Annotated in this window: 21 protein-coding genes; 9 read left to right on the top strand and 12 right to left on the bottom strand. The window is 65.8% G+C overall.

Annotated features, from left to right (window positions below; translation table 11 throughout):
• Positions 1 to 530: 530 nt before the first annotated feature.
• Positions 531 to 857, bottom strand: coding sequence for a hypothetical protein (locus ACFWF2_RS01145; RefSeq protein WP_379036053.1), 327 nt, complete (start codon positions 855 to 857; stop codon positions 531 to 533).
• Here ACFWF2_RS01145 and ACFWF2_RS01140 point away from each other — a divergent pair.
• On the top strand, positions 850 to 1260 hold the full coding sequence (locus ACFWF2_RS01140) for a hypothetical protein (RefSeq protein ID WP_379303297.1): 411 nt from the start codon (positions 850 to 852) through the stop codon (positions 1258 to 1260). The genes ACFWF2_RS01145 and ACFWF2_RS01140 overlap by 8 nt on opposite strands.
• 164 nt (positions 1261 to 1424) lie before the next feature.
• The gene (locus ACFWF2_RS01135; RefSeq protein WP_379303295.1) at positions 1425 to 1727 is read left to right on the top strand and encodes a hypothetical protein; all 303 of its coding nucleotides are present in this window, start codon (positions 1425 to 1427) and stop codon (positions 1725 to 1727) included.
• A gap of 106 nt (positions 1728 to 1833) precedes the next feature.
• Here the strand turns inward: ACFWF2_RS01135 and ACFWF2_RS01130 are convergent, their stop codons facing one another.
• Entirely contained in the window at positions 1834 to 2517 is a 684-nt protein-coding gene (locus ACFWF2_RS01130) for a GntR family transcriptional regulator (RefSeq protein ID WP_379303293.1), read from the bottom strand.
• A gap of 139 nt (positions 2518 to 2656) precedes the next feature.
• The gene (locus ACFWF2_RS01125; RefSeq protein WP_379303292.1) at positions 2657 to 2998 is read right to left on the bottom strand and encodes a winged helix-turn-helix transcriptional regulator; all 342 of its coding nucleotides are present in this window, start codon (positions 2996 to 2998) and stop codon (positions 2657 to 2659) included.
• Between the two features lie 322 nt (positions 2999 to 3320).
• Here ACFWF2_RS01125 and ACFWF2_RS01120 point away from each other — a divergent pair, with 322 nt between their 5' ends.
• Together ACFWF2_RS01120 and ACFWF2_RS01115 are read left to right on the top strand one after the other, a co-directional pair.
• Positions 3321 to 3671: a DoxX family protein gene (locus tag ACFWF2_RS01120; protein ID WP_379303290.1), complete on the top strand. Its 351-nt coding sequence runs from the start codon at positions 3321 to 3323 to the stop codon at positions 3669 to 3671.
• Between the two features lie 286 nt (positions 3672 to 3957).
• Positions 3958 to 4956 (top strand): alpha/beta hydrolase, encoded by a 999-nt coding sequence (locus tag ACFWF2_RS01115; RefSeq protein WP_379303288.1) that lies wholly within the window; start codon positions 3958 to 3960, stop codon positions 4954 to 4956.
• Between the two features lie 37 nt (positions 4957 to 4993).
• Here ACFWF2_RS01115 and ACFWF2_RS01110 read toward each other — a convergent pair whose 3' ends face one another.
• Positions 4994 to 5713, bottom strand: a complete 720-nt coding sequence (locus ACFWF2_RS01110; protein ID WP_379303286.1) for a hypothetical protein — start codon at positions 5711 to 5713, stop codon at positions 4994 to 4996.
• A gap of 317 nt (positions 5714 to 6030) precedes the next feature.
• Positions 6031 to 6426: a hypothetical protein gene (locus ACFWF2_RS01105; protein WP_379303284.1), complete on the bottom strand. Its 396-nt coding sequence runs from the start codon at positions 6424 to 6426 to the stop codon at positions 6031 to 6033.
• A 246-nt stretch (positions 6427 to 6672) separates the two neighbouring features.
• On the opposite strand from ACFWF2_RS01105, the gene ACFWF2_RS01100 reads away from it, so the two are divergent.
• The 5 genes from ACFWF2_RS01100 to ACFWF2_RS01080 all read left to right on the top strand — a co-directional run bounded on the left by ACFWF2_RS01100 (position 6673) and on the right by ACFWF2_RS01080 (position 13884).
• Positions 6673 to 8247 carry an Hsp70 family protein gene (locus ACFWF2_RS01100; protein WP_379303282.1) on the top strand — a complete coding sequence of 525 codons (1575 nt, stop codon included), beginning with the start codon at positions 6673 to 6675 and terminating at the stop codon, positions 8245 to 8247.
• A gap of 274 nt (positions 8248 to 8521) precedes the next feature.
• Complete coding sequence (locus tag ACFWF2_RS01095; RefSeq protein ID WP_379303280.1) at positions 8522 to 9535, top strand: trypsin-like serine peptidase; 1014 nt, start codon at positions 8522 to 8524, stop codon at positions 9533 to 9535.
• 10 nt (positions 9536 to 9545) lie between these two features.
• Positions 9546 to 10547 carry a hypothetical protein gene (locus ACFWF2_RS01090; RefSeq protein WP_379303278.1) on the top strand — a complete coding sequence of 334 codons (1002 nt, stop codon included), beginning with the start codon at positions 9546 to 9548 and terminating at the stop codon, positions 10545 to 10547.
• Positions 10548 to 10629: 82 nt separating this feature from the next.
• On the top strand, positions 10630 to 11187 hold the full coding sequence (locus tag ACFWF2_RS01085; protein WP_379303276.1) for a hypothetical protein: 558 nt from the start codon (positions 10630 to 10632) through the stop codon (positions 11185 to 11187).
• 276 nt (positions 11188 to 11463) lie between these two features.
• Entirely contained in the window at positions 11464 to 13884 is a 2421-nt protein-coding gene (locus ACFWF2_RS01080; protein ID WP_379303274.1) for a serine/threonine-protein kinase, read from the top strand.
• 577 nt (positions 13885 to 14461) lie between these two features.
• Here ACFWF2_RS01080 and ACFWF2_RS01075 read toward each other — a convergent pair.
• From ACFWF2_RS01075 to ACFWF2_RS01045, 7 genes are all read right to left on the bottom strand, one after another.
• Complete coding sequence (locus ACFWF2_RS01075) at positions 14462 to 16294, bottom strand: acyl-CoA dehydrogenase (RefSeq protein WP_379303272.1); 1833 nt, start codon at positions 16292 to 16294, stop codon at positions 14462 to 14464.
• A gap of 729 nt (positions 16295 to 17023) precedes the next feature.
• Positions 17024 to 18076 (bottom strand): zinc-binding dehydrogenase, encoded by a 1053-nt coding sequence (locus ACFWF2_RS01070; RefSeq protein ID WP_379303323.1) that lies wholly within the window; start codon positions 18074 to 18076, stop codon positions 17024 to 17026.
• A 101-nt stretch (positions 18077 to 18177) separates the two neighbouring features.
• Positions 18178 to 19401 carry an MFS transporter gene (locus ACFWF2_RS01065; protein ID WP_379303270.1) on the bottom strand — a complete coding sequence of 408 codons (1224 nt, stop codon included), beginning with the start codon at positions 19399 to 19401 and terminating at the stop codon, positions 18178 to 18180.
• Positions 19402 to 19625: 224 nt separating this feature from the next.
• Entirely contained in the window at positions 19626 to 20510 is an 885-nt protein-coding gene (locus tag ACFWF2_RS01060) for an intradiol ring-cleavage dioxygenase (protein ID WP_379303268.1), read from the bottom strand.
• The gene (locus ACFWF2_RS01055) at positions 20507 to 21583 is read right to left on the bottom strand and encodes a maleylacetate reductase (protein ID WP_379303266.1); all 1077 of its coding nucleotides are present in this window, start codon (positions 21581 to 21583) and stop codon (positions 20507 to 20509) included. Before ACFWF2_RS01055 ends, ACFWF2_RS01060 begins: the two co-directional genes overlap by 4 nt.
• Positions 21580 to 21984, bottom strand: coding sequence for a nuclear transport factor 2 family protein (locus ACFWF2_RS01050; protein ID WP_379303264.1), 405 nt, complete (start codon positions 21982 to 21984; stop codon positions 21580 to 21582). The genes ACFWF2_RS01055 and ACFWF2_RS01050 overlap by 4 nt, the downstream gene beginning before the upstream one ends.
• Positions 21981 to 22871, bottom strand: coding sequence for an NAD(P)-dependent oxidoreductase (locus ACFWF2_RS01045; RefSeq protein ID WP_379303262.1), 891 nt, complete (start codon positions 22869 to 22871; stop codon positions 21981 to 21983). Before ACFWF2_RS01045 ends, ACFWF2_RS01050 begins: the two co-directional genes overlap by 4 nt.
• Between the last annotated feature and the right edge of the window lie 166 nt (positions 22872 to 23037).

The following is a 23037-nucleotide window of genomic DNA, read 5'->3' as shown; positions in this document are numbered from 1 at the left end:
GATCAGATCCTCGACGGATCCGTGATAGAACTCCAGCGCCCTTTTGAGCTCGACCGGGATCCTGGCGGGTTCGCTTGTTGTCGGGCACACAGGCTTTCCATCGATCACGTGAAACCTAGAACCGCTCACCAGAACTCACCGATCAGGGCGTGCTCGTTCGCCGGCGTCCGACTCCGGCCGGCGGGGTCGGGGTGTGAAAGCGGGCATGGTGGCTCCTGTCAATCGATCGACCGGCAGCTTGGACCCGTGGCTGACGAACATCAGGAAAGCGGCACCCGCTCCGGCCTTCGGAGCGTTCGTGGCGGTGTCGGACATGCACTGTACGACATGGCCGGGGATGCGACACCGCGCATCGAGAAATTCGCTCGAAGTGGCCGCTGTTCACCAAACGTCAAGTGGGGCAAGCACTATCGGGAAACCGTAGTCGCCAGGTGCGGGTCGGGTGAGGTCGGACCGGGTTGCTTGCGCAACCCGGTCCGGAGGTGTTCGCCGCAGGCCGGACGCGTGCACGCCGGCGCTGATACGCGGGCTCAGGTCACATTGGTGGTGGTGAGGGTCGGGGACGGGTTCGGGTAGCACGAGGTCGCGACGTTGCCGACGAAAGAGACGTTGGTTGTCATCGTCATGCCGGGACTGGCGTAGCTGGTCCCCGCGTACTTGCTGGTGATCGGCGTTCCGGCGACACCGGCGGTGACGTTGATGGTCACCGCGGGGGGAGTGAAGCTGGTGCCGCCCGCGATCGGACCCGGCACGGTGAGAACGACATTCCCACCCGACGTCGCTACCGAGCCGGCCACGGTACCCCCGGAGGCGGTCGCCGAGACCAAGGTCGAATTCGCGGGAGTCGGAATGGTCATCTTCAGGTTGCTGATGTTGTTCACGGTGAAGCCGGACGCCGAACTGGGAACCGACGAGGCGCCCGGCGTGATCGTGATGGCCACCGCGGAACCCGACGCCACCGAGCTCGGCGCGGTGCCGGTGACCGATGTGTTCATGCTCGAGGTTTGGCCGATACCGAAGACGGTGCCCCGGCAGCTCCAATTCACGCTGACGGGGGCGGCATTTACCGGTGCGGCCAAGCAGAATACGGTTGCGACGGCCACCGGAGCGAGAAATCCGGCGCGAAAGAGGGAAGAGGTCGATCTCATGGCGATCTCCAGAAATATCGAGCAGCGGTGTGACGGGATGTCGAGCCGCAAATGGGTGTTCAAAAAATATAGCCCGCTCTGCTCTTTCTGTGGCCGAAATCGTGAATCCTAACATGTCGGAATTATCATTATTCGCGATTAGATATTTACTCTGAATAGTTAATTCCGGAAAGCTTTCGAATTGTTCGCCGGGGCCGGACGGGTAGGATCGCGGCGGGTCTGTAGCCGCCAGGGCAACCCGCAGGCCTCCGAGACGCGACTGCCGCGGATCCCGAAGTGCCGCTGCCGATACCGAACCCGGAGGACTTGCCGATGACTGAGCGTCCTGACGCTTTCCCGGCCACGGATCCGACGCGTCATCAACCGCTGCGCCCGGTGACCTGCGCCGAGTTGACGAAGCAGGTGGGTTTCGAGCCGACGACGAGGACAGGCGACAACGACTGGAACTTCGACTGTACGAACTCGATCGATCTGTTCGCCAGAGCGCCCTACGGCAATCTGGTGAACGACTACCCCGGGGTCACGATCGCTCGTGACTCACGATTCGCCGTCCTCTACTTCTACTCTCGCTCGAGCTGAACGGCTCCTCGACCCGGCTGCTTCAGCTGACCACACCCCCGAGGTGCTCTCGGGTAGTAGGTCCAGCCCCGTCGGGTAAGGATCGTGGGAGATTCAGGCGCTGGGGTCAGCCTTCTTGCTCTGTCAGTGCGGCTGTCGTCAGGGTGAGGTGTCGAGTCAGGATGTCGACAGCGGCGTCGGCGTCACGGGCGAGTGTCGCCTCCTCCAATCGGCGATGCTCGTCGACGCTGTCTCGCTCCGGGCCGCGGTGTGCCGACCAGCGGCGAGCGAGCTCGCTCGCGACCCACAGCCGGTCGAAAGTTTCCAGCAGCACCGGGTTTCCACACCCTTCCAAGAGGGCGCGGTGAAAGACCCGATGAGCCTCGGCCCACGCCTCGCTGTAGTACTCGCCGTCCTCCGGGGCGAATGCCGGAGTGCGCGCGAACCGGTGGTAGGCAGCTCGGACATCGCCCTCCCAGTCGAGGTCACCCCGTTCGATCGACATCCGTAGCAGGACTGGCTCGATGGCCCGGCGGGCCTCGCCGATCTGCTGCCAGCGGTGATCGGAAAAGGCGGGGACCGCGAAGCCGCGATTGGTCAGCCGTTCGGCCAAGCCCTCGCCGACCAGCCGCACCAGCGCTTCACGCACGACGGCCAGACTCACCTCGTGTTGCCTGGAGAGATCCTGCGGTTTGAGCGCATCACCGGGTGCGTACTCGCCGCGCATGATCGCGTTCCGCAAGTGCGCGTAGACCTGCTCGGAAAGCATCTGCTTCGCCGGCGAGGTCGGGGTGTGGGCTGTCCGAGTCATGCTCCGATCATAGATCGATTTGCAAAATCATCGATTATTCCTGCTTTCGTCGATTGCGCTCGAATGACACGATCAGAAAGTTGCGCGGCTGAGGCGGTGGGCCGGTGCGACGCCGACACCGCCAGGCCGCCACGGCTGATCACGGACCGATCGACGTCGCTGACAGCCGCCTCTGCTCGGCGGCCTCGTGAAAGGCGACGACCGCCTCACCATTGACTCTTGCCCACTCGGTGAGCTTTCTGATGGGCTCCTCCAGGGTGCGCCCGAGCTCGGTCATGCTGTACTCCACGCGGGGTGGCGCTTCGGCGTACGTGCGCCGATCGATGAGCCCGTTGTCCTGTAGGCGGCGCAGCGTCTGCGTCAGCACCTTGCGCGAGACGCCACCGATCAATTCGACCAGCTCACCATGGCGCAGGGGGCCGTCGCTCAGGGCGAAGAGTGTGACCACGGCCCATTTGCTGGAGATGATCTCGATGGCCATGCGGGCAGGGCAGTCGGCGAGGAACACGGTTCCGGGGCGGAGGCTCACAAGCCGAAGGGTACCTTTTGGTACCTAACGGATACCTACCTTCAAACGTATGCAGCACACCACGTTCGAAGACGCCACACTTCGGCCGATCCTGAACCTCGGGTTCAACGGCGGACCGAACCGTTCCGTGTCCACACTCGGACCGCCGACCACGACGCCGTGATCTCCCAGCCCGCGCAACTCTGCACCCGGCTGTTCGAAAGTGCCTGACCGGCGAACCGTGCCAGGTCGGCGCATGTCCCACTCCGCTTCGCCCAACAATCGAGGTTTCACCATGTTCATCGTCTATGTCACCATCGCAGCCCTGACGTCAGTGGTGCTCCTGGCTTCCGCCGGAGCCAAATTCACCCGGCCTCAGCGGCTCGTCGACCAGATGTCCACCCTCGGCCTGCCGTACAGCGTGCTGCCGTTCCTGGGCCTCGCCCAGATAGCCGGCGTCGGTGGTCTGATCATCGGACTCTGGTGGGAGCCTGTCGGCATCGCCGCTGCCGTCGGCTTGGCGCTCTACTTCATCGGTGCAGTCGCCACACACCTGCGTGTCGGTGACTACAAGGGAGCACTCCCGGCAACCGTCCTCACCGCTGTCGCCATCGTTCTCGCCGCAGCACGCTCCGTAACCCTGTGACTGCCTCCACTCTCCGGTTCCTCATAAATGTCAAGCGTTCAGTCTGAAAGCCACCGAAGGGCTCATGGTGCCCTCAACGATCAGTGGCCACGGCCATGCTTCGGCGACAGGCATACCTGCGGTGCGGGGGTGCGTCGGCCGAGCCTTCCCGCGAAACCCGGACTCTGCCGTCTCGCCCGACCTAGGACGCTCTGGCCAAGCACGAATCGATGGTGGGGTAACAAGCTTCGAGACAGGAACGGTATGCCTTTCGGATCCGGCGACCGTCCGGGTCCGGGAGGATCTGATGACAGCATCACCTTCTCGGTTCACCGCGATGCACCGCCAGGTCCTCGGCGCGGTAGCGGCTCTCGGCATCTTCGCCTCGCTGCTGGTGCCGGGCCCTGCGCATGCTGCCACTGCGACGATCGACCATCGCGTCGCGCGCAGCGACACCTGGGAGCAGCTCTACGTCTATTCACCGGCGATGGGCCGCGTGGTCGGCCTGGACGTGCTGCATCCGCGGGGATCCGCACCACGTCCCACCCTGTATCTGCTCGATGGCACGGGCGCGCGCGATGATCAGGCGCAGAGCACCTGGACGATGCGCACCGATGCGCCGGCCTTCTTCGCGGACAAGAATGTCAACGTGGTGATGCCGATCGGCGGTGGCGGCACGTTCTACACCGATTGGCTCGAAGACGACGACGCGCTCGGTCACAACCGGTGGGAACAGTTCCTGACTCACGAACTGCCGCGATTGATGAATCAAGAGCTCTCGGGAAACGGTGTGAACGCGGTCGCAGGGCTGTCGATGGGCGCGCAGGCCGCGGCAACGCTTGCCTTCCGTAACCCTGGCCTCTACCGGGCCGTCGGCGTCTTCAGCGGTTGTCTGCTCACCGGCGGCGTCGGCCAGCCCATGGTCCGTGCTGCGGTGCATCACCGTGGCGGGAACCCGGACAAGATGTGGGGCGGCTCGCTCGCGCCCGGCTGGGCAGCCCACGATCCCACCAAACACTTGGGCGCTCTTCGCAACACCGCGTTGTACATGTCTGTCGGCAGCGGCTCGCAGGGCCCGGCCGATGTCGACTTCGACCCCAGTTACTCCTACCCGCTCGACCTCGCCGGGGCAATCAGCCTGGAGGAAGGCGCACACGCCTGTACCCGGACCGTCGAAGGGTTGATGCGGGGTGCGGGCCTGCGACCCACTGTGCGGTATACAGCGTTCGGCACCCATTCCTGGCCGTACTGGCAACAGGCGCTACATGACTCGTGGCCCACTCTGCGTGCCGGGCTCGGCATCTGACGAGGCTGTCCCGAATAGCGATCAGGGGCTGAGTACGTTACCCGCCCCCGATTCCGGGCCGCCGTATGTATCGTCGAATGAGTTTGCGATTGCGGTGATACGGCCACCACCGATCCCGGAAAGACAGTGAGCCGGCCAGCAGTATTGCCCCGACAACAGTGAAGAAGCCGGCAAAGACGACAGTCACGAGGAATTCGACACTGAACTCGGCGCCGTAGCTCAACACGCCGGGCACCAGGAAGCAGAAGGGCACGAAGCCGACGAACGACCATGCGAACGCCCGATAATAGAGAAAGAACCATCCATCCCACCAGCCGAGCAGACCCCACAGTGCAATTCCGAGACCGATGAACGCCAGCCACAACCATAGGCCGAGCAGGTCGGTTTCACTCGGTGAGAACGTATCCGTCCGCCCGTCGACCGTGATGCCGACGACTTGCCCGCGCCACAGCTGCAGACTCGCCGGCAGGCCCGCTCGAGACCTGTCGTAGAGATCCCAGCTCACCTCATGGGATTGGCGGGAACCATCGCCGCGCTGCCATGTGAGCTCGTAATGGGTTGTCCTGGTGGTGCTTGTTGTGCCGTCGCTGCCGGTCGTCGTGGAAGTCGTTTCATAAGTACGCCGCTCACTGATCGAGACAGACTCCTCGGTGAAACAGGTGCCTCCGGTCTGCTCACATCGCAGAGCATGGTGGAACTGCCTTGTCTGACGATAGGGGTCGATGGCAGCGGTGAGCGCGAACACGATCACACTCACGCCGACGAGAACGACAAGCAATCGTCCGAGCGAGAGCGTGCGCCGCAGACGCGATGGTGTGCGATCCCGCTCAGGTCTCAAGTCGGCTCCGGTGATACTCGTCCGAGACCTCCAAGTCTACGGCTCCAGACGTCGATGCAACTCGGTTTCCTTGCGCTGGAACAGGATCCGATTCGCCGCGCCTGGAAGCCATGCGAATACGCGGTGCCGATTTGTCGAAACGGGTTACCGCGCAGGCGATCCCGTGAAGGGTTTCACTGGGTGTAGAGGGGGAACGGGCGGCGATCGAGCAGCCGGGCCACCGCGTCATGGCCGAATCAGTGCTGCGCGTTCCAGAAACCGATCGCGATCGCACCCCACCAGCAAACCTGGGAGATCGCTCCCGAGGCCGCTCCCCACAGCAGCAACCCTGCGGGCAATGGAGCGGACGTAGCCTCAGAAAGTCGACGGCTGAGCAGCGTGGCCTGGATGCCGTTGATCGTGAGCAGCGCGGTGAACACCATCTTTGTCTGCGTGAGAGGCGAACTCAGATTCGGCTCCAACACGCACCCGCTGGCGACCAGTGCGGCCAGTCCCGCCCAGATCGGTACGTGCATGCGGGAGACCCCAGCCATCGCCTCGGCCAGAGTGCTTCGCCCCAGCAGCCATAACAACGTCAGATAGTCGGCGATCAGGACACCGCCGAATCCCAGGACCAGCGCGGCCAGATGCACGAACAGCCCCGCTGTGTGCAGAGCGGGATCTGGATGAACGTGCGTAGCGACCCACAGCGCGGCCGCGAGTACCGCTGTCGAGGCCGCCGAGCAGGCGCCGATCAGCCACCACGAGTCCAGAAGGCCGATCGGGCGTGCTGGTTCGGGAGCCGGCCACCGATTCCGGACGCGGACGGTTCGGGTAAAGATGCACGGAGAACGCACACCGACCGCAGGAGGACGGTGAGGATGAGTAGTGGGTGGGGCGTGTCTGTCGGCGCGCAGAACATGGTGTGCGTGTCTGTCGGCGCCGGCGCAGAGCCACTCGTCAGCGGCGGGCGCACCGCGACCTCGACCGGCTCCGGCACAGTCGAAAACTTTCGCGGGTTCGGCGATCTGCTGTGTGCCCCACAGCAGTTCTCGATGCCGGAGGCGGCGGCTGCCGACCTGATCGCGCACGCGGTCGAAGACATGCTGGCAGCCGTCGGCGCGGTTGCCGAGCACACCGTGCTCGCTCATCCTGCCGTCTACCGGTGCAGTCAGCTCGCCTCCTTGCGGCAAGCCCTGGATCGATGCGGGCTGGACGCCGTCGACCTCGTGACCGAGCCGCTGGCCTGCGCCGCAGCGCTGAATCACCGGGTCGACCGTGAAGATCCTGACGCTGCTGCAAATCCCGGGCCGGTCCTGGTCTATGACCTGGGTGCGACCTCGCTCGACCTCGCCGTCGTCATCGACGACGAAACCGGCCACAGGATCGCTGGAACGCCGGTGCGTTCGTACCGCTTCGGTGGCCGCTGTACGGCAGCGGCGGTTGCCGCGGCGATCCATGACCATGGCCACGACATCGAACCCGGCTCGGGTACGGCCGATTCCCGGCTGGCCGGCAATGTCCGCGCCGCGCTCGTGCGCGATTCTGCACCGCTGATCGACGAATGTCTGCGCGCCGCCGGGCTTCCAGCTGAGCAGTTGGGCGCGGTCCTGCTTGTCGGCGGAGCGGCCACCCCGGCTGAGGTGGCCCACGCACTCGCGGATCTGCTGCGATGCCCGATCGTGCGAGGCAACATGCCAGCGCACTCCATCGCGCTGGGCGCGGCCGTGCTGGGCGCCGCACGCCCCGCACCCGACATCGTGATGGCGCCGCTACGTCGAGCGGCTCCCCGGATCGCACTGGCACTGGCAACGATCGCGGCGCCGGTCTTCGCCTCAGCCGGAGCCGGATTCGTCAGCCTCGACATCGGCGAGCGCGAACCCGGCCTCGCCCACACAGGCGAGCATCCCTCGCCCACACTCTTCGAAGGGTCCGTCCGCGGCACACCGGAGCCCACGCCGGTCATACATCAGACCGCCACACACAACTCCGTGCCCGCTTCGTTGAGTCGAGCAAGCACGGAGCCTTGGACCGCAGTGCCCGCAATGAACTGGCCATTCGATCCGCCTCCGGCAACCGGGAATCACGTGCCGCTCGAGCCGCGGCCCCGACCAGCTACCCTCGAACGGTTCGATCCGCCGACGACGCCGAGTGACGGCCATTCAACAGCAGCCGTCCTGGCCGAATCGACCGACTTCCCGGTCATAGCTGTCCACTACCCAGAACCTGAGGACCATCGCGGCCGGCAGCATCACGACGATCCTCGACAGCTGCCAGAAGCGCCGCCGGATCCGACACCGTCCCAGCCGGCCGACTCCCCGACGAATCCGCCCACGGGCAGCGCTCCCTCCGAACCGGTCGACAACACACCGCCGCCGGCGACCACGCCCGGAGACCCGACATCGAACCCGTCCAACGCCGATACCCCCGCTGCCGCGACCACAAGCGATGGTGCCGCCATCGCGAGCGGATAGCGGTGACTGACCGGGTGTACCAACGACACAGGAATGGTCCGCACCTGGCTGGGGTAGCTCACGCTCGTCTGTCGGTATACCGGCCCCACCGAGCCTTAACGGCACCGGCGGGGCCGGTGTTGTCCGGATGCTCGTCGTCAACTCTGACTTCGCGACGTCCTGAGCTTCCAGCCGTCACGATTGCGTAGCGGTGTGCAAGACCGTGGTCCTGCGGGGAATAGAGTGCAATATCGTTGTGGTTTCCGTGGCCGAACGAGGTACGGGGCGGGGCGATATGGACGATGGACGCCGCGCGTCCGGCGACATCAGCTCGATCGAGCGGGTCGACCCACTGGTGCCGACTGACGGCGGGCCGATCGTGACTCCAGGCAACGTCGAACACATTGCCTCGGTGCTGGCCGACCCCGCGCAGGCCTGGCGGTCAGAGCCGGTCGGTCGCAAGATGGCGGCAGCGAATCTTCGCGGCATCGACATCCCGGACAACGCCGATCACGTGGTGATCGACCGCGAGCTCGAGCAGGCGATGGGCGATGACGACATGGTGCCCGCGTTGTGGCTCAAGCGGGCAGCCGCGGCCGCGGATTCGGTCGCTCTGATCAAGACACCCCGCGGACCGGCGACCGGCTTCCTGGTGTCGGACGAGCTGCTGCTCACCAACTGGCACGTATTCCCGACGTTGGAATCGGCACAAGATCCTCGGGTCCGCGCGGTCTTCCGGTTCGAGGAAAACGAAGCCGGCCAGATCCGTTCCTCGGTGAGCTTGAGGTTGGACCCGGACCGATTCTTCGTCACCGGCGACCGGGAACTCGACTTCGCGTTGGTGGCAGTCTCCGCACTGCCCAACGGAAAAGCGGCGGCGACCAGATTCGGCCGGATCCGATTGAACCCGGCCATCGGGAAGGTCCTCCAGGGCCAGCCACTCAACATCATCCAACATCCGGGCGGGAATCCGCGCAAACTGGCGTTCCGACAGAACCTGTTGCTGAAGGTGGACCCGACACGGCTGATCTATCAAACCGACACGATGCCCGGATCGTCCGGTTCACCGGTGTTCAACGACGAGTGGGAGCTGGTCGGGCTGCACCATCGTGCCGAACAGGCACAGGACGCTCAGGGCAGGCAGATCGACATCAACGGCAACCTCGTCACACGACAGACACCCGATCACCTACGCCACTGGATCGCCAACGCGGGCATACGTGTATCGAGCATCGTCGCTCGACTGGAAACGCTGAACCTGTCGACGGACCAGGCCGCATTGCTCACCAAAGTTCTGCAACAAGACTAGGAGCAGGTCCATGTCGACAACGCTGCTGTTCATCCATGGTCGTAGTCAGGAGAGTGACGACGAGATCGCTCGCGATCCTGACCGGCTCGCGGCCTACGTCCTGGGTATGAAGCGGAAATGGGTCGGGGGACTGGCCAAGGGATTGATCACGGCTGGACGCGGTCCTATCGACGAATCCCACGTCGTGTTCCCGTTCTACGGCAACGTCTTCGCCACCGCCATCAAGGATTTCGAGGCAGGCGGTGGCCGACGGCCGGAGCTCGAAATGCTCGACACCGCTGCCGACGCCGACGAAGCGAAGCTGGTGCAGACAAAGGTCGCTCTGCTTCTGGATGCCGCGGGCGCGATCCGCTACGACCCGGTCAAAGAACTCGGCTACACCGATCCCGGGGTCGGGCTCACCGAACACGACGTGGCGCAGGAGCTCGGGTTCGGAGATGCGCTCAAGCTGCCGGTGGTGCGTGGCGCCCTGCAATTCCTGAGCCGCAAGACCGGGGCACCCGCGCTGATCATCGAACGATTCCTCGACGACGTCGCCTACTACCTGGAAATGACCGAGATGCGAGAGCAGGTCCTCGCTCTCGTCGAGCGGGACCTACGGGCGAAAATGGGGTCGGGCGGTGATGTCGTGATCGTCGGGCACAGCCTGGGCAGCATCGTCGCCTACGACCTGCTCACCCGGCTCCCGGCGGCATACAAGGTCAGGCAGCTGGTGACCGCCGGCAGCCCGTTGGGGTTCCCGATCGTGCAGAAGAACCTTCTGGGCAAGGTCGCCGGGCGGCGCCCCGGTATCCCAGCGCAAGTCCCGACCCGCGCAGCTGCGTGGTTGAACGCCTATGACGTGCTGGACATCGTCGCCCTCGTCCACCCGTTGGCGGGAGCATTCGACGAGTCCTTCGCCGGCCAGCTCGCCGATGAGCGAACCCACAACCCGACCGGACCCCATGCCATCGAAGACTATCTCGCCGACCCGGACGTCGCGGTGCCGATCGCTCGTGCGATGGAACGATGACCCTCCTAGCTGATCCTGATCTGTGGATTCGGCGAGGCGGGATTGTCGGCGCGCATGCATAACAGGTGAACGGGGAAGCGACATGGTTGAATCTGCGGAGTCTGGCGACCTGGCTCGCCTGCACGAGGACCTGCGTGCCGAGTACGCGCAACTGCTCGACATCGTCAACGGGTTCGATCAACGACTGCTCACCATCAAGGGCTGGGGGGTCACGCTGAGTCTGGCCGCCCTGGGCCTGGGATTTCAGCAGAACCACTACGGCTTGTTCCTCGTCGCTGCCGCCAGCGGGGTCGCGTTCTGGCTGCTCGAGGCATTCACCAAAGCTCACCAGGTGCACTACTACCCCCGCATGCGTGCCATCGAAATGACTGCGCACACACTGTTCTCGGTAGTGTTGCCCGGCGGCGAACGTGCATCCTCACCGCTCATCGACTGGAGTTGGTGGGTCGCCGAAAACCCGGTCCGACCCGACGGGCACCGGGCCGACCCTGCCGATCCCAAACCGGGGGAGCGCCCATCCTCGTGGTGGCGGCGGCAGCCGTGGTTCTTTGCTCACGTCATGTTTCCACACGTCGTCGCTATCGCGTTGGGAACCGTGTTGTTCGTACTCGGCCTCGCCGGGGTCTTCGGCCCGATCTGAGAGCCTGATTTCGCCGAGACCAGTGGATCTCAGCGTTGCCGCCCGATACCGGAATTCACCGATAGACGACGTCCGAATTCACAGCAGCTGGGGGCCGCGGAGTAACGGTCGCGTGTGGTGGTGATTTGGACGGCGGCCCCGGGGCGGTGGAAACTCCGATCCGACGTGGGCGCCGAGGGTTGTCAGCGTCGCTCGGGGGAGGATAGTGCCGTGTGTGATGGTGTTCTCCTGACCCACCGACCGAGGAGTGCGTAGTCCGGCTCGATAGGTGCAGACATGAGCGACAGTTCCGACTCCGGGAATGGGTTCGGGCGACCAACGGCGGGAATCGAATTCGGCGCCGTGGCTGCTTTCGCCGCCGCGTGGGAAGCCGATGTCGAGCCGCCGCTCATCGCCGACTACCTGCCGGGCGCACGCCTGGATGCGCTGATCGAACTGATTCGGATCGACCTGCGGCATCGGCGGCTGCGCCGACCGCCCGCGACCCACCCCGACGATCCCGTCGCGGCCACCCCCAGGCCCAAGCGGCTGCGCGAATACTGTGCCGAATTTCCCGAGCTGACGCGGGATCGAATTCCGGCCAGTCTGGTGTACGACGAGTTCGTGATCCGCCGCCACAGCGGCGAACGCGTGGATGCGGGCGAATATCTGCGGGAGTACCCCGAGCAGGCGGCGCGGCTGCGCGAGCTGCTCAACGCCGACCACGAGGACCAAACCACCCGGCGCGGCGGCCCGGAACTTACCGCCGCGACCTCTGTCGATTCGATCACCTCGTCGGGGGATGCGACTCGCACTGCCGCCGACCCCCGCACCGCCAACGACCCGACCGGTGCCCCGGCCACCAGACTGGGCCGTCTCGTGATCGGCGATCGCATCGATGATTTCGATCTGCTCACGGCCCTGGGCAGCGGTGCGTTCGCTCGGGTGTTCCTGGCCCGGCAGCGCTCGATGCAGCGGCTGGTCGCGGTGAAGATCTCCGCCGACCGCGGCACCGAACCGCAGACCCTGGCCCAGCTCGACCACGACTACATCGTGCGAGTCTTCGATCAGCGGCTGCTGGACGAGCCCGACCTGGACAGAGATCCCGGTGGGCCTCGGCTGCGACTGCTGTATATGCAATTCCTGCCCGGCGGCACCCTGCTGGGCGTGTTGCACCGGGTACGGGCCACCCCACCGGACCAGCGCAGCGGACAGCTGCTGCTGGACGCGGTGGATGCCGCGATGGCGGAGAAGGCCGAGATCCGGCCGACCGATTCCAGTGTGCGCGCGGAGATCGCGAGGCTGTCGTGGCCGGAAACCGTCGCCTGGCTCGGGCGCAGGCTCGCCGAGGCGCTGGCCTACGCGGACGCGAATGGCGTGCTGCACCGTGACGTCAAACCGGCCAATGTGCTGCTCACCGCCGAGGCCGTGCCGAAGCTCGCCGATTTCAACGTCAGTTTCAGCCGCGATCTCGACGAGACCAACCCGGTCGCCTATTTCGGCGGCACATTGTCGTACATGGCGCCCGAACAGCTGGAGGTCTGCCACCCTGGCTACGACCGGTCCGTCGACGATCTCGATACCCGCGCGGACATCTATTCGCTCGGCGTTGTGCTGTGGGAGCTGCTCACCGGGGACAAGCCATTCGACGACACCACCGCGGGCGAACACGACGATGCCACCACGCTGGCGGCCATGGTGCAGCGCCGTCGCACCGGGGTGGATCCGGGCGCGCTGGAGCGGATTCCGCCTGACTGCCCGGCGGGGCTGCGCCGGGTGCTGCTGATGTGCCTGGCGCCCGAGCGTGACCAGCGGTGGGCCGGTGGCGCGGAATTGGCTCAGCAGCTGGAAGTGTGCCTCGACGAGCGCGCCCGCGACCTGGTGGACCCGCCACCGTCCAGCTGGCGGCTGCGACTACGGCCCTGGCTGGTGCCGGTGGTGGCGCTGGCCCTTGTCGTCCCGAATGCGCTCGCATCGGCGTACAACATCGAGCACAACGCGACGCTGATCTTCGAACGGCTGAGCCTCCCGGCGCAGCACGCGGCACGGTTCACCGCAGCCATGACGAACGTGGTGTTCTTCCCGTTGGGCATCGCCCTGGTGCTGTACATGGCGCGGTATCTGCTCATCGTCCCGCGCGGCCTGCGCCGGGGTCGGGAATACGACGCACGGGTGCTGGCCCGGGCACGATCGGATGCCCTGTTGTTCGGTGATCGTGCTGTGCTGGTGTCGTTTTCGCTGTGGACTCTGGCGGCGATCATCATCCCGCTCGTGATGCACTTCACGACCAAAGAGCTCACCGGGGAGATGCTGCTGCACTACCTGGGCGGAGCAGTGGTCTGCGGTGCGATGGCAGTGGCCTACCCATTCTTCCTGGTGACGTTCTACATGGTGCGCTGTCTCTATCCGATGCTCCTCTCACACGGCGACATCACGGCGGTCGATGCGCTGCGCCTGCGCGGACTCGATCGCCGGTGCACCGTGTATCTCGCCGTGGCGGCGGCGGTGCCGCTGCTGGCGATTGCCGGGGTGACCTTGCTTCCGCCGGACGACATGCCGTTGGTGCTCCTGGCCGTGCGAGTGTTGTGCGTTGGCGCGGTCCTTGCCTTCATCGTCGTGTATGTGCTGTTCCGGGCGATCGAGGCCGATCTGAGCGCGCTGCGACGTGTGGTGGATCCGGTCGGCGGACAGCGGGAGCCGGACGCGATGCGATCTTGACCGCTCTCGTCACAGCGGCCTCTCGACTTCGTGCGGAGTGGGTCGCCGATAACCAGGCTTGCTCGATCTCGCTACGCGGGTGCGACGGTGAAAAGCCGGGTTGCGCCACGACGCCTACCCCCATAGCTGGTGACGTCCCTCCGCGGTACCGAAACATGCTGCCTTGGAATAGCTTTCGGACGTCAAAGTAGATACCGACACTCTGGCGGAATCGCCACTGTCATCGGCTGTTTGCCTGTGGAATAGGTCCCGAGTCGTCTGAACGCAGACGCACGAGCGGAGGTCGGCGCCGAGGAGGGCTCCGTAGAATCGTTCGACGTCCGGCAACGCCTCGCTGCATGCACGCTCATGAATCTCGGAAAAATAGTCGCGAAGCAGTGCCCTCGCGGCGTGAACAACGGGCTCACTACCGCCGGCATCATCCATGCCGAGAATCTCGCGGACCCGGGCCCGAAATTGGTTACGGGACAATGAGAAGCCGTCGCGGATCTCCTCCGCCGACGGCCCGCCGACCGGCTGTAGCCGGAGGGCGAAGTCGATGATGGCTTCTTCTTCGGGGTGCATGCTCGCAACCCGGTCAGAAGGCGGCTTCGTCGAGGTCCATGATCTCGCGGTCGAGATTGGCCAGGACACCACGGGTAGCAGTCAACTGCGGCAGCACGTTGCGGGCGAAGAACCCTGCCACGGCGACCTTGCCGCGATAGAAGGAGGCATCACGCGCTGCCGTGCCGGCGGTCAACGCCGCCTCGGCGACGATAGCCTGCTCCAGCAGCCGCCAGCCGATCAGCAAATCACCCACGGCCACAAGGAAACGCACCGAACCGAGGCCGACCTTATACAACTCGCGCGGGTCCTTCGCGGCGGACATCATGTAGCCGGTCAGCGCGACAGCCATGGCTTGGACGTCGGCCAGAGCGGTGGCCAGCAGTGGCAAATCGGCTTTGACGGCCGCGCAGTCGGATTTCACGGTGAGTGTGATCCGGTCGGTGAGATGTGCCAGCGCGGCGCCCTGCCCGCGAACGATCTTGCGGAAGAAGAAGTCCAGAGCCTGGATGGCGGTGGTCCCCTCGTACAGCGAGTCGATCTTGGCGTCCCGGACGTACTGCTCGATCGGATAGTCCTGCAGGAAACCCGAGCCACCGAGGGTCTGCAGTGACTCGGTCAACATCTCATACGCTCGTTCGGACCCGACGCCCTTGACGATCGGCAGCAGCAGATCGTCGACCTGACGCGCCATCTGTGCATCCGCGCCCGAGACCGCCTGGGCGACAACACTGTCCTGATGCGCTGCCGTGTAGAGATAGACCGCGCGCAGACCTTCGGCATAGGACTTCTGCAGCATCAGACTGCGCCGCACGTCAGGGTGGGCGATGATCGGCACCCGCGGAGCGGTCTTGTCCAGCATCTGGGCCATGTCGGCGCCTTGGACCCGTTCTTTGGCGTAGGCCAGCGCGTTGAGATACCCGGTGGACAGGGTGCCCGCAGATTTCACGCCGACGGTCATGCGAGCGTTCTCGATCACCTTGAACATCTGGGCGATGCCGTCGTGCACGTCACCTACGAGATAGCCAACGGCCGGGATTCCGTGTCCGCCGAAGGTGATCTCGCACGTCGGCGAGGATTTCAGGCCCATCTTGTGCTCGACGCCGGTGACGAAGACACCGTTGCGGTCACGCAGATCCAGGGTTTCGGGATCGAACAGATGGTTCGGGACATAGAACAGGCTCAGCCCCTTGGTCCCCGGACCCGCGAACTCGGGACGGGCCAGCACGAGGTGGAAGATGTTCTCGGCGGTGTCGCCGACATCGCCACCAGAGATGAATCGCTTGACGCCTTCGATGTGCCAGGTCCCGTCGGCCTGGGCGATCGCCTTGGTGCGTCCGGCGCCGACATCGGAGCCGGCATCCGGCTCGGTGAGCACCATCGTCGCCGACCAGCCTCGTTCGATGCCGATCTTGGCCCAGCGCTTCTGCTGCTCGTTGCCCACGCCATACAGCACAGTGGCCATTGCCGGGCCCAGGCTGTAGAAGAAGGCCGCCGAAGGGTCGGCACAACTGAGTATCTCGTTGACCGCCCAGGTCAGTGCCGCCGGCGCCGGCTGGCCGCCCATGCCTTCGGCCATCCCGACCCGCCACCACTGTGCGTCCTTTGCCACCTTCACGGTGGCTGCCAGCGCCTCGGACACCACGATGCGATGTTCCTCGGGGATGAACGTGGGTGGGTTGCGGTCGGCGACGGCGAACGATGCGGCCAGCGGACCTTCAGCCAAGGCGGCAGCCTCGCTCAGCATCACCTTCGCGGTCTCGGAGTCCAGGTCGCCGAATGCCCCGGAATCAAGAATGGAATCCAATCCCAGTACTTCGAACAAGTTGAATTCGATGTCCCGAACATTCGCGATGTAATGGCCCACGTTCCGACTCCATTTCCCGGCGTTGACGGTTATGGGGAAACGATGCACAACAATCCGGGATCTACGCAACCGTAACCCGGGAAACCTACGGCAACGAAACCGTAGGAAACCAGGAACGGCCCCTTTGTGAGCTCGATCACTGCCAGTTCTGGTCGCTTGCCCATCTCGCTGTGTTGCGTCTCGAATGGGAGCGCGCCAAAACCTTGCGATGTTCGTCGACTCGCGAGCGCGAGATAGAGCGCCGCGGCGTCTTACGTCAAAGTTGCTATGCGTGTTGCCATTTCGGCAACCATGGGTCAACCTCGCGTTGCACGTAAAGAGATGCGAACACCGTCGACAACCAGCTCGGCCGACTGCATGTCCTTATTCAACCCGACGGCGCCCATCATGAGATGGGCATTTCAGAGCAAGGCATCATGCCCTTGTCTGGAGATTCCTGTGTCCGAAAATCTGAGTGCCCACAAGGCTCAGGATCCAACTAGGCTCGAAATAGTCGCAATGCCGAGCCCTTGACATTGCTGCAACCCACTGCTGGACATTCCATGACGGACTGTAGATATCGATTCTTTACTGTCTCGCAGCGGGTCCTTGAACACCCAATGGTGAGCACGTCGTTGTCGGCGGCGATCGTCGCTGCGGCGTCGGTCTCGATGACCGCGGCGGTCGGTGTCAGCCCGGCGCTGTACCCGATGGCGCCGAGTCGGGCAGCGAGGTGCGCTTTTCGGCCGGTCAGGCGCCGGGGTCGATGAGGACTTTTCCTTCGACCTGTCCGGCGGCGAGGCGGTCCAGGCAGGCGCCCAGCTGCGCCAATCCGACCGGTGGTTCGGCGAATTCCTCGCCGAGGATGGGCATTTCGGTCAGGATCTGCAGGGCGGCGGGCAGGTCGGTGTCGCAGACGTGTGCCAGTGTGGTTTCGAGGGTGATCTCGCGGAAGATCATCGAGTGCAGGTCGAGTTCGGGTTTCTGCTTCGGGATACCGACGGCTTCGACGCGGCCGCCGTCTGTGACCAGGTCCAGCGCGAGTGCCAGTTGGCCCGGCGCGCCGCTGGCCTCGATGACCACATCGGGTTTGGCGCCGTCGAGGGCGTCAGTGATGTCCGCTGTCAGCGACGACGACGCGGTCACGGTGATGTCGGCACCGAGGCGCTGGGCGCGAGCCAGGCGTGAGTCCGCGATGTCGACGACGGTGATCTCGTAGTCGCCGAGATGACGTAATCCGGCCAGCACGAACGAGCCGATCGCACCCGCCCCGATCACCACGACGCGATCTCCCGCCACGGCGCCGGCGCGGCGCGCGGCGTGGATGCCCACGGCCAGCGGTTGGGCGAGGGCGCCGTGGTCGCTGCTCAGGCCGGGTGGCAGGGTACGCAGTGTCGCGGTGGGCACCGCGACGTATTCGGCCATCCCGCCGTGGATATTGAGGCCCAGCGTCCGGTACCGCGTGCACTTGTTGGTCCGGCCCTGGTGGCAGCGCCGGCACTCACCGCACCAGATGCCTGCGCCGCTGGCGACCAGGGTGCCCGGCACCAGCGGGGACTGTGGGTCGACCTCGACGATCTCGCCGACGAATTCGTGCCCGGGGATGAGCGGACCGAGGTGCCCGCTGTGCGGGTGCGGCTGGTGGACGGGAAAGACTTTCGGCCCGGCGGTCCACTCGGCGGCATCGGTGCCACAGATTCCCGATCGCAGGACTTTCACCAGAGCTTCCCCGGGACCGGGGGTCGGAATCCGGACTTCCTCTACCCGAATGTCCTGTGGCCCATGGTAGAAGGCGGCTCGCATCGTCGATGGCACAGCAGTGTCTTTCTGCTCGAAAGGAGGAGTTCGGTCTCAGTGGGGGTTTGGATCCGGGCCGGTGAGGGCACCGGCCCGGATCCGCGGTGTCACACGGTGGCGGGAGCGCCGTCGCGCGGGTCGGAAACCGTTTGGGCGGCAACAGTTTCAGTGACGGCTCCGGTGCGCGGCAGCAGCAACGCCACTACCGCGGCGAGGGCGAAGAAGCCCGCGCAGACGATCAGACCGCCCTGGAAACCGATGCTGGCGGCCAGCCCGGCCAGGATGAACGGCGCCAGCGCCGAGACACCGCGTCCGACGTTGAAGCAGAACCCGGCACCGGTGGCGCGGGCCCTGGTCGGGAACAGTTCGCCGAGGTAGGAGCCGAACAGGCCGAAGAAGGCGGTGAAGGCGCCGAAGAGGGGGCCCAGCCACAGCAGAGCGGTCAGATCGGTGGTTATCGCGTAGATCGGCAGGGTCGCCGCGACCCCGAACAGGGTGATGACGATGGTGCGGTGGCGGCCGATGTGGTCGGCGAGGTAGCCGAATCCGTTGTAACCGGCGAACATTCCCAGGTTGACGATGGTGACGAACAGTGCGACCGATCCCTTGTCGAGGCCTCGCTCGGTGGTGAGGTAGGTGGGCAGCCAGGTCATCGCACCCCAATAGCCGAACAGGGCCAGGGCGGCCATGAGGGTGCCGAGCAGCGTGCGGCGGCGCAGCGAAGAGCCCAGCACATCACGGACGGAGACGACCTCGGCGGCCTTCTGCGCGGCCCAGGTGGCGGATTCGGTGAAGAAGATCGCCACAATGGCGATCGGCAGCACGACCGCGGCGCCTGCTACCAGGAACATCAGCCGCCAGTCGGGCAGGAACCAGCCCGAGATGGTGGCGGCCATGGCACCGCCGGCGGGGAATGCGCTGATCACGAACGCCGCGGCGCGACCACGGTGCTTTTCCGGCCAGGTTTCCACAACGTAGGCCGAGACCACGCTCCAGACCGCGCCGAGGCCGATACCGGCCAGGAACCGCAGCAGGAGGAAGACCTCGAAACTCGGGACGACCGCGATGGCGGCGGTGAACAGGCCGAAGGTGGCCAGCGAGGCGAGCAGTGCCTTCTTGCGGCCGAAGTTGTCGGCGATGTAGCCGCCCAGCACGCTGCTGACGCCGATCCCGACCAGGGTGGCGGTGGCCAACAGGCCGCCCTGGGTGATCGTCAGGCCCATGTCCTTGCGGATCGCGGGCAGCCCCATCGACAGCAGGACGATTTCCAGGGCGTCGAACAAGTAGGCGAGGAAACACCCGCCGAGCACGATCCAACGTGTACGTCGCATCGTTGTACCTCCAGTGTGAGCTGCTGGGGTCGTGCCCCGGGCAGCGGTGATCTTCGAAAGCGGGCAGAAGCGTTGCCACGCTGGGTGTGGAATCAGAACCTGGGCACGCCGCCGGCACATGCTGGTGAGAGCTTCGGCTTGTTCCGTTCGATCCGTGCCTCGACGGGCCGGTCGTATGGTTCCGGGGGCTGCGCCGCCCGGACGAGTTGCCGCTGGTGAGCGGGCTATCGGGCTTCGTGGGGAGCGAGCACCAGATCGAAGGTGATGCTCGTCCACTCACCTCGGGGGTGAGCGCCGTCGGGTGCGGCGGTGTCGGTGTGCCGGGTGACCTCGACGACGAGGCTGTTCTTGACACCGAACACTGCGTCGCAGTCCAGGTAGGCGTCGCCGGCGACGAAGAGGTGGGTGATCAGCTGCCGGAAGCCCGGTGCGGTGACCAGGAAATGCAGGTGTGCGGGCCGCATGGGGCCGCGGCCGGTGGCGGTGAGCAGGTCGCCGACCGGTCCGTCGTGTGGGATCGGGTAGGGGGCGGGAAGCACCGACCAGAACCGGTACTCGCCATCGGCGCCGGAGTTCAGCCAGCCGCGGCCCGCGGTGCGGTTGTCGGGGTATTGGACGTCGTAATAGCCGTCGTCATCGGCTTCCCATACCTCGATCCGGGCGCCGACCACCGGGTCGCCGGTGGTCGAGCGCACCTGGCCCGACACATGACAGGGAACTCCCGATGCGCCTTGGGCGATATCCCCGCCCAGGGCGATCTCGGGGGCGTCGTCGACGAAGAACGGCCCGAATACCGTCGACTCCGTGGCGCCGGGTGCGTCGGGTTCGTTGATCGCGACGGTGAGCATCGACAGGCCGAGGACGTCGGAGAGCAGGATGAACTCCTGCCGTCGGCTGTCGGTGATATGTCCTGCGCGGGTAAGGAATTCGATCGCGGCTTCCCACTCGGACTCGGTGAGCCGGATGTCTCGGGCGAAAGCGTGCAGGTGCTGGACGAGGCTGTGCATCACCGCGCGCAGGCGTGGGTCGGGAGTGCCGGCGAAACTGGCCAAGACTTCCGCGGTGACGGCGGCTTCCCGATCCGTTGCGAGAGCCTGCTCGGCGCTCATTGCTGCAGTCCCGCTGGATCAGATCCGGCCCACGCACCGGACAGGATGGCGCGCACTCCTTCCTCGGTGACCGGCGTGGGGTTGTCGGCAGGGGCGATCGCGGTGATGTCGTCGATGACGGTATCTATCTCCGCTTCGCTCATGCCCAGCTCACCAAGGCCGGCGGGAACGCCCAGCCCGGCGCCGAGTTCACGCAATGCGTCGACGATGTCGGTGCGGCCCAGCGCTCGGGTGATGCGGTCGGTGGCTTCGGCGGCGTTGGGGGCGTTGTAGGCCAGTACGTAAGGCAACACGATGGCGTGGGTCTGGGCGTGGGGCAGGTCGAACGCACCACCGAGCACGTGACAGATCTTGTGGTGCAGGCCCGATCCGGCTACGGCGAACGCCGATCCGGCCAAGTAGGCACCCAGCAGCAGTTCACTGCGACTGGCCGGGTCGGTCGGGACATCGGCGAGGGTGGCCAATCCGGCGACGAGATGACGGATGCCGTCCTCGGCAACCGCGCTCGACACCGGGCTGCGCCGCGGCGCCCAGAACGCCTCCACACAGTGTGCCACCGCGTTCAGGCCGCTGGCCACGGAAAGGTCCACCGGCAGTGAGGCGGTGAGCTCAGGGTCGTAGACCACGGTCTTGGGCAGGACCCGTTGATCGGTGCCGGTGGTCTTGCGGCCGCGATCGGTCATGCCCCACACCGGGGTGACCTCGGATCCGGCGTAGGTCGTCGGGACGGCGAGGATCGGCAGTCCGGTGGTGTGGGCGACAGCTTTGGCTGTGCCGGTGGTGGATCCGCCGCCTACCGACAGCACCAGATCGGCATCAGCCTCCGTGGCGGCCTTGCGGGCCAGTTCGGCGACCTCGACGGGAACATGGGGCCGGACTTGGGCGAAGGTGGCCACGACGCGGTCGGCGAACGGCGCGCACATCCGGGTCGCGACCTCGCCTTCGGCGTCGGTGGCGATGAGCAGAATGCGCTGGGCGCCGAGCAGATCCAGTTCGACGAGCAACCTGGTGCGAGCCGTGCCTGCGCCGAAGACGACACGGCCGGGGAGGCCGTCGTAGGTGAAGGTTGTCATCGGATCTCCCCGGGAATGACGGTGGGCCCGTAGGCCAGCAGCAGCCACTGGTCGTTCGCGCGCACCCAGATCGCCTGGGCCCGGTTGGCCAGCTGCTTGCGCACCCCGCCTGCGGTGATGTCGGCGTGCATCTCCCCGGAGACCACCGCGGTGTCGCCCACGACGACGATCTGGTGCACAGGATGGTCGATGGAGTGGTAGACGTAGTGGCCGGTACGCAGTTTGCCCAGGTAGGTGTCGAGTGTGTCGACTTCGGCGTTGGAGTGGGTGTAGAGCAGTCGCGGGTGCGCCGTAGCGGCGAAAGCGTCGATGTCACCGGCCAGCACGGCGGCGTAGCGTGCGTCCTCGAGTGTGCGGATGGTCGATTCGATCTCGGTGGTGTCGAGGGTGTCGCCGGTCATGAGAGTGCTCCTGTCTGCGGTGTGGGGGAAAGGGTTTCGGACAGCGCAAGTGCGCTGCGGCGGCGCAAGGTGGTCAGGACTTCGGCCATGTCGGCTGCTGCCAGCCCGCTGGTGACAGCGTCGTCGAGCACGGCGAAGGCGGCCTCGGATCCGGGCAGGGTGAGCCGGTGGCGGTGGGCCAGCTCCAGCGCCAGGGCCAGGTCCTTGCGGATCAGCGACACCGGTGCCGCGACCGGGGTCGATTCCGGGGCGAGGTAGGCCTGCTGCTTGTAGCCGACATACGGCGCACCCGCCGCGCTGCTTGCGAGGATGCCGTAGTAGGTGGCGGGGTCGAGGCCGCCTGCTTCGGCGAGCATGATTCCCTCCGCCACAGCCTGACTCAGGCCCGCCAGGACGGCGTTGACGGCGAGTTTGGCCGTGGACCCGGCACCGACCGGGCCGGCGTGGAACTGTGCTGCGGTCATCGCGGCCAACACCGGGCGCACCCGCTCGAACTGTTCGGGACCGGCGCCGACCATGGTGGTGATCGTCGCCGACTCGGCCATGGACACGCTGCCCGAGACCGGTGCGTCGACGACTTGCAGCCATGGCAGAGCGGCGAGTTCGCGCACGACCTCGGGACCGACGGTCCCCATGACGATGTGCAGGTGGCCGGGCGCGACGGTACGCAGGCTGTCGGTGACCAGCGCACGGGTGACCGCACCGTCGGGCAACATGCTGATCGACAGTTCGGTGTCGGCCAGCGCGTCGGGGGCCTCGACCAGCGTCACCGACGCGCCGGCCTGATCGACCATCGGGTCATAAGCGTGGACGGTGTGCCCGGCGGCGGCCAGGTGGTCGGCCATGGGCCTGCCCATCCGGCCGAGGCCGGCGAACCCGATCAGCATGAGTACCCTCGCCCCGCCGCAGAGTTTGTCGCCGGGTGCTGGACCATGGTGGTGGAAAGCTGGGACAGCCGAATCGGCCGAGGTGGAGCGAGCGGGGAAGACACGGGTCTCCTTCGTCGTCGATGACGGAAGTGGGGCGAAAGCCACCGAATGTGTTCAGTATCAT

This window comes from Nocardia sp. NPDC060259 (assembly GCF_042728775.1).
GTDB lineage: Bacteria > Actinomycetota > Actinomycetes > Mycobacteriales > Mycobacteriaceae > Nocardia.
This window is presented reverse-complemented; position numbering and strand designations above follow the sequence as displayed.